The sequence below is a fragment of the Sphingobium sp. CFD-2 genome (assembly GCF_024611135.1).
GTDB classification, from domain to species: domain Bacteria; phylum Pseudomonadota; class Alphaproteobacteria; order Sphingomonadales; family Sphingomonadaceae; genus Sphingobium; species Sphingobium fuliginis.
In genome coordinates, this window is the sequence record NZ_CP084405.1 from 1796566 (window position 1) to 1808216 (window position 11651).

Annotated in this window: 12 protein-coding genes; 2 read left to right on the top strand and 10 right to left on the bottom strand. The window is 64.1% G+C overall.

From position 1 onward, the window contains the following. Nucleotides 1–68: 68 nt before the first annotated feature. Both LDB29_RS08630 and LDB29_RS08635 read right to left on the bottom strand, forming a co-directional pair. Nucleotides 69–374, bottom strand: coding sequence for a hypothetical protein (locus LDB29_RS08630; RefSeq protein ID WP_013846899.1), 306 nt, complete (start codon nt 372–374; stop codon nt 69–71). Then, nucleotides 371–847: a hypothetical protein gene (locus LDB29_RS08635; protein ID WP_013846900.1), complete on the bottom strand. Its 477-nt coding sequence runs from the start codon at nt 845–847 to the stop codon at nt 371–373. Before LDB29_RS08635 ends, LDB29_RS08630 begins: the two co-directional genes overlap by 4 nt. Nucleotides 848–1073: 226 nt before the next feature. Here LDB29_RS08635 and LDB29_RS08640 point away from each other — a divergent pair, with 226 nt between their 5' ends. After that, entirely contained in the window at nt 1074–1325 is a 252-nt protein-coding gene (locus tag LDB29_RS08640; RefSeq protein WP_013846901.1) for a type II toxin-antitoxin system ParD family antitoxin, read from the top strand. Next, the gene (locus LDB29_RS08645) at nt 1315–1611 is read left to right on the top strand and encodes a type II toxin-antitoxin system RelE/ParE family toxin (protein ID WP_013846902.1); all 297 of its coding nucleotides are present in this window, start codon (nt 1315–1317) and stop codon (nt 1609–1611) included. The genes LDB29_RS08640 and LDB29_RS08645 overlap by 11 nt, the downstream gene beginning before the upstream one ends. A 49-nt stretch (nt 1612–1660) precedes the next feature. On the opposite strand, the gene LDB29_RS08650 is transcribed toward LDB29_RS08645, so the two are convergent. The 8 genes from LDB29_RS08650 to LDB29_RS08685 all read right to left on the bottom strand — a co-directional run bounded on the left by LDB29_RS08650 (nt 1661) and on the right by LDB29_RS08685 (nt 11648). Beyond that, nucleotides 1661–6823, bottom strand: coding sequence for a lactate dehydrogenase (locus LDB29_RS08650; protein WP_013846903.1), 5163 nt, complete (start codon nt 6821–6823; stop codon nt 1661–1663). Between the two features lie 121 nt (nt 6824–6944). After that, entirely contained in the window at nt 6945–8183 is a 1239-nt protein-coding gene (locus LDB29_RS08655) for a hypothetical protein (protein WP_013846904.1), read from the bottom strand. Nucleotides 8184–8204: 21 nt separating this feature from the next. Continuing rightward, the gene (locus LDB29_RS08660) at nt 8205–8684 is read right to left on the bottom strand and encodes a hypothetical protein (protein ID WP_013846905.1); all 480 of its coding nucleotides are present in this window, start codon (nt 8682–8684) and stop codon (nt 8205–8207) included. A gap of 60 nt (nt 8685–8744) precedes the next feature. Beyond that, a complete protein-coding gene (locus LDB29_RS08665) occupies nt 8745–9029 on the bottom strand; it encodes a hypothetical protein (RefSeq protein ID WP_013846906.1) in 285 nt (94 codons plus the stop codon). Then, on the bottom strand, nt 9026–9301 hold the full coding sequence (locus tag LDB29_RS08670) for a hypothetical protein (RefSeq protein WP_013846907.1): 276 nt from the start codon (nt 9299–9301) through the stop codon (nt 9026–9028). The genes LDB29_RS08665 and LDB29_RS08670 overlap by 4 nt, the downstream gene beginning before the upstream one ends. 112 nt (nt 9302–9413) lie before the next feature. After that, complete coding sequence (locus tag LDB29_RS08675; RefSeq protein ID WP_013846908.1) at nt 9414–10172, bottom strand: PRTRC system ThiF family protein; 759 nt, start codon at nt 10170–10172, stop codon at nt 9414–9416. Then, nucleotides 10162–10821, bottom strand: coding sequence for a PRTRC system protein A (locus LDB29_RS08680; RefSeq protein ID WP_013846909.1), 660 nt, complete (start codon nt 10819–10821; stop codon nt 10162–10164). The genes LDB29_RS08675 and LDB29_RS08680 overlap by 11 nt, the downstream gene beginning before the upstream one ends. After that, nucleotides 10818–11648: a PRTRC system protein B gene (locus LDB29_RS08685; RefSeq protein ID WP_013846910.1), complete on the bottom strand. Its 831-nt coding sequence runs from the start codon at nt 11646–11648 to the stop codon at nt 10818–10820. Before LDB29_RS08685 ends, LDB29_RS08680 begins: the two co-directional genes overlap by 4 nt. Nucleotides 11649–11651 lie beyond the last annotated feature (3 nt).

Genomic DNA, 11651 nt, shown 5'->3' on the forward strand with positions numbered 1-11651 from the left:
TCCTGGTTGTGTTCGCCGTCACCCTGATCGGTCAGCTCGTCGAGACGTCAGAAACAGGCTGATCCTCTTCAGCGAATCCAGGGCGCACGCAGGCGGCTGCCCTCGCGGAAGCGATCGGCGCCCAGGGTCGCAGCCAGGTCATCGCGGATGGCCGCGAAGGGCCGGACCACGTCGATCACGGTAGCTGGCTCCAGGATTTCGCCGTAGCGGGTTCCGATCCAGAGAAGGTCGCGATCATCATCGTCAACATCGTCGTCCTCCCGCTGGACGATCGCGAAATAGCTGTTCAGGGGCGCGTCCCATCCAATGGCGATGCTCAATGCGCCATGGGTGCTGGCCGCTTGCGCGAGCGGATCGAGTTCGTGCCGGCTCATGGTGCGTCCATTCCCTCATCCTCGGGTGGGCCGAGACGGTTTTGCATCGCCTGGCGAAACTGGCGCAGCATCTCGGCTTGCTCGGGGTATCGTTCCTCCCACTGGGCGCGAGGGATCAGGAAGCCGACATCGACCAGTTCGCGCCGGAGCGCCTCTGTCACGGTCTGCTTGACGGTTTCGGGAATGGCGAGGGGAAAGGACTGAAACTGGCACAACCAGGAGCAATCGTCGGGTTCCTGGTGCCGCCGGAAATGATCGGCGTCGAAGATGAGATCGGTCCGAACGACCGCATCATCCTTGACCGCGATCACGAATTGACCGCCGGCCGGGGTTCCGTTTCGCGCGGAGGCGATCATGCGTTCATGCCAGGTGTGCGCCGCGGCCAGCGCCACGCCATAGTGGGAGCCGTAGGCAGCGTGGAGGATCCAGCTGACGGGATGGCTGGCGGCACCGAAGTGGAAGGTGATTTCCATGCGGGTGACTCCTCGATTGGAGATGGGACAGAGGTTTGGCGAAGCGGGTTTTTCCGCGGCCAGTGTTCAACTATGCTGCGGGATCGTGGTGGGTTCGCCGGTGCGCTCATCCGCAGGCATACGGACAACGCTGAGAGATGCGCTTTGTCTATGATCGGCTCTCGTTGCCCGCCTGATTTTGACAATCTTTGCCAAATATGCCATATAGTCTCTTAGAGGTGTTCCCATGGCGACAATGAATGTTTCCCTCCCCGATGCGATGAAGGAATGGGTCGAAGGTCAGGCCGGGACAGGCAGATACAGCAATGCCAGCGATTATGTGCGCGACCTGATCCGTCGCGACCAGGAGCGGCGGGAGAAGATCGCAGCCATGCAGACCATGGTCGATGAGTCTCTCGCCTCCGGCATAAGTCCCAATTCCATCGATGACATGATGAAGGAAGCCCGGCGTCGCGCAGGCGTCGGTCATGGCCTATAGACTCACGCGTAACGCCGAAAAGGATCTCATCGGTATATATGTCGGCGGCGTCGGAGAATTAGGAGAAGCCGTCGCGGAAAAATATCAGGCCGGTTTGCATCGGGTTTTTGGATTTCTCTCCGACTTTCCCTATTCGGCAAGAGCGCGCGCGGAAATTTCACCACCGGTCCGGGCACATCCCTACAAGTCCCATATCGTCGTCTATATCATCGAAGGACAGGACATCCTGATCCTCGGCGTCCGTCATGGACGGGAAGACTGGCAGGCATCCGACCAGCTTTCCTGAAATTGCGTTCACGCCTGTGGAACAGGTCTCGCTCTATGACTGGTGCCGGTCAGGCCGCTTGCGGAACCTCAGCGCCTTCGTTGCTCGAAGGCGGTGCCAGGATTGCGTCCTCATCGTTCCCCGGCTCGAACTCCCCTTTGGTCGTCGCCAGGTCAGCCTCCAGTTCCGCGAGTTCCCGCAACTTGTCCTCGAGCAAGGCGGCGTCGGGAAACTCCTGGTCGAGACGCGCCTCGAAGGCCGGAAGGCGCCGCTCGTTCGCTTCGAGATCGGCCTGCACGGCGGCAAGTTCGGCGTCGAGATTGAGAATGGAGGATTCGAGCCGGCCCAGCGCCGTGGTCCATCGCGTCTTGTCGGATACTTCGAACGCGTTACGCTCGCCGTGGTGGAGTGCCGCGACAGACGTGCGGATGCCGCGCTCGCCATCGTCGTCCACGGCCTCATAGCCTGAAAGTTCCACATCGATGCCGTTGACGGTGCCGAGCAACTGCCGGGCCTGGCCGCCGTGCAGTCGCAATTCGAAGGCCTGCCTCAGAATGCGTTCGCCGGCGGCCTTGCGGTCGGTGACCATGGTGCCGCCGCAATCGAACAGGACCTCGTCGTGACGCGGAAGAACCCGGCGTGCGATATCGGCCTCCAGCTTCGCGATCAGGTTGGCGCCGTCGATGATGGCGTCCGCGGTTCGCTTGATGGTCCTGCGGATATTATACTGGTCGTCGATATGCGCGTCGCGCAGGCGTTCGAGCCTTGCGACCTCGGCATCGAGCCCAGCCTTGCGCATCAGGCGATCGTCGCCGGACGCCAGCGCCTTTGCGAGCGCGAACTGATTGACGTTGGAGCCGACATCCTCGATCCGGCGAATGGAGCGATCGCCCGACATCGCCATGTTGATGAAGCGGGCTTTTCTTTCGAGCATCTGCCAGTTGGTCGCGTCCATCGAGCCACTGGTCGCATAGCCGTATAGCTCGATTTCGTCGTTCTGGTTCCCCTGGCGCTCGATCCGGCCTTCGCGCTGCTCGATATCAGAGGGTATCCAGGGAACGTCGAGGTGATGCAGGGCTTTGAGGCGCTGCTGCGCGTTGACGCCCGTTCCCATGGTGGGCGTGGAGCCGATGAGAATGCGCTTGCGCCCCTGATTGAGGTCGTTGAACAGGCGCTGCTTGGCGCTGTTCTTCTTATAATGCTGCATGAAGGCGATCTGATCGGCCGGTATGCCCATCTCGATCAGCTGCTCGCGGATCCAGACATAGGCGGAGAAGCCGCGTGTCTCGATGGCGTTCTCGGTGCCGAGATCGGAGAAGATCATCTGCACGGCGCCGGGCAGCGGATAAGGTCGCCCGGTTTCCGGGTCGGTGTAACGATTGTCGGCCGTATCGCGCCAGATACGATGGACGTTCTCGATCAGGAGATTGAGCTTGTTGCCCTCCTCGTTCCCCATCATGGGGTCCACGAAGCGGAGATCGATCGCCGAATGCCGCCCGTCGGTGATCACCGAAAGCAGGATATCGTCGCCCTTCTGGGGTCGCCCGCTGCGGTTCTCGATCGCCTTGATGCGTCCGGCCAGCACCTTCTGATAGGCCTTGAAGGGCGCCCCGGACTGGGCGACGATGATCTTGCGCTTGCCACCCTTGATGGTGGGCAGCCGGACATATTGGCGCAAATCGTCCTTGAGTACGACATCGGCAACGCTGCGGTACATCGCCATCAGGTCGGCGACGTTGACGAATTCGCAGAAGCGCGTGACCGGCTTGTAGCTGCCGCTCGGCTGAAGTTCGAGTTCGGTGCGCGTGTCGCCGAAGTTCGCGGCCCAGGCGTCGAACTCGTGCAAGCCCTTGGCGTGCAGTTCGTCGGGCTGCATGAACCGCTGCAGCGTATACATCTCGCCGAGCGTGTTGGTGATGGGCGTGCCCGACGACAGGATCAGTTCGCGCCCGGGATTGATGTCGGCAAGGTATCGGCCCTTGACGAACAGATCCCATGCCCGCTGCGAGCCGGCGGGATCGACGCCCTTGAGGTCGCCCAGATTGGTCGCGAAAGTGAGTTTGCGGAACTGCTGGGCCTCGTCGACCAGAATCTGGTCGATGCCGATCTCGCCGATATGAACGAGGTCATCCTTGCGGGCCTGCAGGTTCTCTAGCCGCCGCTGGAGTCCTTCCTTCAGGCGCTCGACCCGCTTGCGCGAGACGCGATCGTCGCTCTGAATGCCCGTGATCAGCACCTCGTAGCTGGCGAGCTGGTCTTCGATCAGCTGCTTTTCGAAGGCTGCCGGGGTGGGGATGAACTTGAACGCATCATGGGTGATGATGATCGCGTCCCAGTTGCCGGTCGCCGCGCGGGCCAGGAACCGCCGCCGCTTCTCCTTGATGAAGTTGGTGTCGTCGGCGACAAGGATGCGCGCCGTGGGATAGAGCATCAGAAACTCGCGCGCGATCTGCGCGAGACAATGATTGGGCACCGCGATCATCGGCTTGTTGGCAAGGCCGAGACGGCGCTGCTCCATCACGGCGGCGCACAGGCTGAAGGTTTTGCCCGCGCCGACGCTATGAGCTACATAGGTCGAGCCCGCGGCGACGATCCGCCAGACAACGCGCTTCTGATGGTCGCGCATCTGGATGGTGGTCGACGCGCCCGGAAGCGTCAGATGCCTGCCGTTGAACGTCCGGGGAACGAGGTTGTTGTAGGCGTCGTTGTAGATGCGGACCAGGCGATCGGCGCGTTCGCTGTCTTGCCAGACCCAGGTCTCGAAGGTCGACTTGATGCCTGCAAGCTTTTCCTTGGCGGCTTCGGTGTCGGTGACGTTGAGCTCGCGGCGCTCCGAACCGTCAGCTTCGCGGTGAACATCGTAGATCTTGGGGATATGGGAATTGAGGGCATCTTCGAGCAGGTCCGCGGCGCCGCGGCGCGCCGTGCCCCAGGTCGAGGTGGAACTGACATGTCCGGCGAATGGGAGCTTGTCGACGGTCCAACTCGCAATATCGACGGTATGATAGATGGTGGTCTCGACCTCCATGATCTCCGCGACGAAGGTTTCGATGACCCTGGTAGGAATCCAGGGCGCGCCGAGACGCGCGGTGATCTCGCTGGGTTTGAGGTCGACCGGCTGGACCGCTTCGAGCGCGGTGGCGACGGCATGGAAGCGCGGATCGGCTTCGGCATTCTCGCGGGCAAGAGCGAGCTTGGTCCGCACCGGTCCTGACAGGGCTTCGTCCGCCGTAACCCAGTTGTCGAAATGGGGCGTGGTGCGGACGGGGTCGAGATAGACGTCGTCGGCGAGATCCGCGAGGGCCTCGGCCTCGGTGACGCCGAGCAGGCCGGCGATCAGCGGGAGATCGACGCGGCCGCGCTCGTGGAGCGACACCGCCAGCGCATCCTGCGCCGAGTGGATTTCATGGGCGACTGGCGGTTTGACGACACGTTCGGTGAAGATCGCGCCCGGCGTGCCGGTATCGCTCGCCTCGTCATAGGCCTCGATCGACGCGACCAGCCAGACGTCGGGATCGTCAAGGAAAGGCTGGAGGTTCGGGCGGCGCTGATATTCCTTCTCGGCGCCGGTGTCGGGATCGGCGCGGATGCTGGTGATGGTCCGGTTGATCGGGCCGTATTTCTTCGTGAACTGCCGATAGTGCGCGAGCAGCTTCTCCTGGGACGCCGCATAGGGCTGGTCGTTCAGCTGCGCCCGCAGGATCGCGCGAACCGCATCGCGGATCGGGATCAGCGCCTTGATGATACTGGCGTGCCTGGCGAACAGGCCCGTGGTGCCTCGCCCTGATTTGACATCGACGACGGTCGGCATGCCGTCGACGATCTGGTGCAGAACGCCGCCCGATACGAGATAGCTGCCTTCCTTGAACTCGGCCTCATCCGCCGCCGTACCGATCTCAAGGTCGAGCGAGACGTCGACCCGGTCACGCAGCGACGTCGTGCGATGGATGGGGCGGCAGGTGCCTTCGTATCGGGATGCGATTCCCGACAGGGTAGCGATGAGAGCCTGCCCAAGGTCGATGCCCGGCTCGGCGGCGCAGTGATAGTCCATGCCGAACTGGCCGCTTTTCCATTCATGGCGCCCAAGGACATGACCAGGATTGTCGAGGAAATAGCGGTTGATCCGCAGCGGTCCCTCGCCCTCGTCGCTATCGGGAATATCGGCCAGATCGATCCACTTGTGTCCGGCGCCGAGGTTGTCTGGCTCGCGCTTGCGGAAGAGTAGGATATCGACGACGACATCGGTGCCCGCTTCCTGCCGCATGACCCGGCCGGGAAGACGCACCGCGCCGAGGAAATCGGCGATGGTATCAATATGACTGCGGGCCTTGGGGTCGCTCTTGTCGAGCGAATAGCGCGAGGTCACGAACAGGGCGACGCCGCCGGGGCGAAGATGCTCCAGCGATTTCGCGATGAAGAAATCGTGGAGCGACAGGCCAAGCCGGCCGAGGCTGGTCTTGTTCTGGATGCTGAGGTTCGAGAACGGGGGATTGCCGATGGCGAGGTCGAAGTCGCGCGGCAGCGAAGCCTTGTCGAAATCGATGCAGCGGATGATCTGCCCCGGATAGAGCGCGCTCGCGACGCGGGCGGTGACGGGATCGTTCTCGATGCCGACGAACATCGTGTCGCTCGCCAGCCAGTCGGGCCGCAGCCCCATGAACAGGCCGCTGCCGCATCCGGGTTCCAGAACCTGGCCGCCGGTGAAGCCGAGGATGCGGGCGGCATCCCACATGGCGCGGACAATATATTCGGGCGTGTAATGGGCGTATTGCGTCGCCCGCTTGAGCGACTGGAGTTCGGCATCGGTCGTCTCCGCGGCAAGGCCCTGCCCCAGTTCCTCCCAGCCATCGCGGAATGTGCCCGCGCGATCGGCGAAGATATTGTTCGCAAGCTCGGAGGCGCCGAAGCCGATGAACTTCGCGATGGCTTCCTGCTCGGCCGGCGTCGCCCCTCGTTGTTCGCGGTCCAAGAGGTTCAGCAGCCGGATCGCCTCGATATTGTCCTGCGCGCGGCCCTTCCATGACGACGCCAGCACCCGACCGGCGGCGAAGGAGAAATCGATGGGTTCGGCCGGAGGCGGATCGGCAAGCACCTCCGCCGGTGCCAGCGAGAAGAGCGTGGGCTCGCAAAGCTGGGAGACGATCGCTGCATCGGGCGCTGGATCGGGCGGTCTGGCGGGCTGGTCGAAGTCGAGGCATAGCTGGAGAGCCAGCGCGGATGCACTGTTTCGCATGGAATGCTTCCTTTTTTGGTGGGTTCGCGGGCGCAGCGCGGCGGCCCACAAGCGTGTCGGGCTGGTCGGGGATCAGGGCGTGATGGGAAGCCCCGGGTCGGGCGTCGTTTCAGGCGTCAGGTCAGCCGAGACGAAGCGACGCGGCATATTGGCGCAGCAGATCGGCTATCGCGGTCCGGGCATGCGCCTTGTTGCCGATCACGATCTCGGGCTGGAGTTCGCGGCCGAGCGGCGTGCGGTATCCGAGCGCCAACCTGCCGCTCATGTCCTCGACGATGATCCGGTGGCCGCGGGGCCGCGCCGGACCGGCATAGCGCGCGGTGAAATCCCCGAGGCGGCCCGACAGCCCGGCGGCCATCTTGCTCCAGCGGATATGGCCACCGGCAAATTGATCGCCGGGCGCTCGGCCTCGTGCGAGCCAGAGGCGGAACTGGGCTCGCTGTTGCAGCGCCGAATTGCGCGTGCGCTCCATTGTTCGGGTGAGCGGGAGGATATCGGCGTCCGCATCGAGCCGTTCGAGTTCAGTGGGGTCCACGACGACGAGAATATCGGAATAGTCGCCTTGGCGCAGAGTCTGGCGCGTCACCGTCGCGTCGGCAGGCGTAGGCCCGGACGAGAGCGAAAAGGGGCGGAGCCCGGTTTCGGCGCTAACGGCATAAAGCGCGATAGCTTCGTGTCCGGGTCGTTCGCGTAGCATGGCCAGGATGCCGATTGTGCCCGTCGCGAGTTCAGTCGCGCCGAGCAGAAGGACGCGGCGATGCCAGGATGCCGGTGCCGGGACGTCGGTGGGGTGCGACCACTCGCTGGGGAGCGGCCGTCCCGGCTGCGCATTCTCGGTGCGATTGGGCTCGGAGGGTGTGGCAGCGAAAGCTCGACGGGCGACGTCGAAAATGTCGTCTGGTTGGCCGCCGCCATCCAGAAATCCGTGGCGGTAGGCAGGTCGTCGGACATCGGGATCCCCCGGTCGTGGCGGCGACGGCGGCCTGGATTCCCATCCCGCCCGGGCAGCGTAGAGTCCGTCGGCGTAGGCGACGGCAGCATCCCAGCCATAGCCATGGACGTCACGGCCGTGGAGGATCGCGGGGTTTCGGCTGTCGGTGCTGCCCTGGGCGATCTGGCGCTCGATGCAGGCAAAGTTCGCGGCCACGCGCTGGCGCTCGGTTTCCTGGGCGATCGCTTCGTTGAGGGGACGAAGCGCCTGAACCCGCTCGCGGGAACGCGCCATGCGGGCGTCGAGGGGCGCATCGTTCGGCAGGTCGGGGAAACGGCGCCAGGCATCGGCCAACGCATGGGCGTGATGAGCCGGACGGCCGCGCGCCATCCAGCATCCCGCATCGGCGGGATCGAAACTGTCGGTCATGACGATCTCCGGCCTGGAATGTCAGCGGCTGGCGAGAAGCAGGTCGAGCGCGCGCGCGAACACCGCGTCGCCGGCGTCGTTGACGATGACCGCGGCGGGATTGGTGGCGCACACGGCGCGGGCGACGATCGCGAGCGGCCGCTTGCGCAGCGGATATTGCAGGATTTGATCGTTTTCGATCGTGACGATGTTGGTGCGTAAAAGGCGCTTTAGGCGCCGGGACTCGAGTTCGCGCGCGAGAAGGTCGGCTACCTCGATCTCGAGATCATGGTCGCAGCCGAGATTTTCATCCAGGGTGCGCACCGGCCGGTTGGCCTTGAGCCAGGCATCGACCTCGGCCACGGTCCACCGGCCAACCTGGTGATAGAAGTCCGCTCCGCCCGTTCCCTGGTTTCGGGCATGAAAGGCGAGTTCGCCTTCGATCCAGACTTCCGCCGAGAAAGCCGCGGTTTCCTGCGATAGCGCGGCGCTGTAGGAGATACGCCGTAGTTCGATTTGCATGGGGATTCTCCAGACTGCTCCATCATGCGGAGCACCCTCCCCTGTTCCCTCTCCCCCTTTCTAGGCGCAGCCCGGACTGTCGCCCGCGCCGCAAGGCCGGTATTCGGCATCGTAAGAGCAGCTGTTCTCGAATTCGGGATCGTCGGTTTCATCGACCAGATAGCCGGTGACCTCTTCAGCCGGCTCCGCCTCCAGCACACCAGCGGCGTTCGGAAGGAGACGAACGGGGAATATCCCGCGTCCGACGATCGCGTCAGCCTGCCGCATGGCGTCCGCATGATCATCGGCGGTCACCGCGACCTTGACTCTGATCGTCGTATAGACATGGACATGAAACCCTCTCATGCCGGGAGCTCCGACCAGCCACCGGCGTCGCTGATCCAAACCATTCCGAGCGCCCGGAGCGGCATTTCCATGCAATCACTGGTCTCAGCGAGGGGATCGCGCACGAACACGCTGCCGCGGTCGTTGGCACGCTGCGGGGCGCGTCCGCCGAGCACCATCAAATCGTTGGCCCCACCCGGCATGGGGACGATATCCCCCGGCCTGACCTTGGCGGCCAGCACCCGGCCAATGGTATAATGAAGGGTCCAGCCCCTCTGGGAAAGTGACGCCATGTTTGGTCTCCTTGTGTGAATTTGCGAAGGCGCGATTCTCCCGCCGCTCCGCCGGACTGGCGTGCGGTTCCGGCCGGTGCAGGCCGACTGACACGGGGTGATGCGGGTAGGTTCAGTCGCCGCGCGGCAACGGGATCGGGACGGCCTGACCGCTGGCGAGGTTGAGGAATGCGCCGGCGTGACCGATGGAGCCGCGTCCGAGAAGGTCGAACAACAACGCCAGGGCATGGCTCGCAACGACGCGGTTGACGAACAGCGACTGGCGTTCAAGCGCTTCGGCGACCGAGCAGGAAGGGGCATCGTCGTCGGGCAGGTTTTCGTCGGCGAGTTCGGGGAAATATTCGAGCACGGTCGGCAGGCGATGGCGGTGCTTGTTGGAACGGTGCTCCGGGGAGCCTATGAGGTATTGCCCGTCGCTCGCGCGATTGCCGAGATCCATCCAATAGGCGGGAACGGTCCCGCATTCGGCGAGCGCGGCACCGATCGCGCGGCGGGCCGATGCCGTGTCGACACAGGTGATGACGATGTCGGCGCCATCCATACTAATGGCTTCAGGGGCGCGGCCGTGCACTGCCTGCCAGGCCAGGCCGTGTGCGAGGTTGATCCGTTCGGTGAGCGTGCGGGCCTTGGAACTGCCGACGTCGCCCCGGTAATATGGCTGCCTGCCGAGATTGGCTTCGGTCACGATGTCGTCGTCAATCACGGCGACATGCAGCGATCGCGAGGAGATCGCGCGCAGCGCGGTGTCGAGCGAGGCGAGTCCCATCAGCATCTGCCCGCCGTTTCCGCCGCAACCGACCAGCAGGATGTTGATCGTGCGATTATCGAACCCGGCGGGCAGATAATGACGATCCGTGAGGTCAGTCGGCATGACGGTCTCCTGAAAACGGGCTCCGTGGTAACGGCAGGAACATGCCGTCGGCGCAAAGGCGCGCGAGCATCACCGGGCCGCCGGGGTCACCGAGCCAGCCGACGACGATCGCGATCTTCGTCGCATGGGCGTCATCGGCATCGTCGGTGGTGCTGAAGAAGGCGGGACCGACCCCGTGGCTGTGAAAATCGCAGAGGACATGCCAATCGGGCTGCGGGACCGGCGTGCGGTAGACGAGGCGCGAGGGCGTGGCTTCGTCGATGACCGGAAACTCCACTGCGAATTCCCGGGTCGCTTCGTTCCAGAGAACAAACGCCGCGGCTTCATTGGGCAAGGCTGCGCGAAAATGATCGAGAATATGATCGAGATGCTCGCGTGGAATGAGCCCGCAGCGCAGTTCGGCGCGGCAGGCGCCCGTGCTGCCATAGGGCACGTGGAGGGAAAGCGGCGTCGTGATCGGGAAATCGAGTTCCAGCCAGGGCCGGCGCAGGACGAGCATGACGCCGTCTATCCCGATCGCAAGGCCGCGCCCGGCGCGGGCAGCGCGCAGCGCGTCGAGGGCCGGCGATCGCCCCTGCGGCGGAACCGGATAACAGGGCACGGCGGCAAGGACCGCGGCCGCAGTGGGATCGTCAGCAAGCACGGTCATTGGTTCGCCCCTCTCGCAATGAGCTTTCCGAGAGTCATCGGATCGGTCCGGGTTGCTCGCCGGGAGGCCTGTCGTGTCCGACCGGGATCGAATGGCCTGAGACGCCTGACCGGAAAGCGCTTCGCCTTGCGCGCGGCGAGGTCGTCCCAGAGCCGAACCAGACCACCTTTGCCGGTGATGGTCAGTTCCTGTCCGGGATTGGGGTGGGTGGACCAGCTATCGAACACCCCGCGCTCGAATTCCGGGATGGAGGCTGTCGTCAGCGTTTTTGGCTTCGGAATGTTGCCCCAGCAAAGTTGCCCGTCGAGATAGACATTGAGCACCGGCGAGTGCAGCACCGGGGTATCGATGCCGGGGCGTTCGTTTGCCGGCAAGGCGTAAACGCCGAACCCCGATCGGGTCGCGATGAACAGATGCGGCGGATACGGGACCGGCATAGTGGTTCGCGCGGCGAGCACCTGCAGGCCGGCGGGCGGATCCGTGAGAGCGAAATAGGCCGGGCGAACCTGGGTCGGGATCCACCATGCGAGCATGTCGGGATGAGCGACCAGCACATTGTCAGGCAGGAATTCGGGAAGAGCGGTCCGGCCCAGGGCCTCGGTCCATTGACGCAGATGCGCGCGCGACAGCGATGTGCCCGCGCCGATGATCGGCTTTCCCTCATCGTCATGCTCGATCGCATGGATGCTGGCGAATGCGGCGGCGCCCGCGCGAGCGGTGGCATAGGGACTGGCGTTGCGGATCGGCTGGCTGCGGTAAAGGAGAATGGCGTTGGTCAGCGCGAGGCCGCCGGCGGTCGCTTCGAACTGGGTGCGGTGGTCGGACATAAG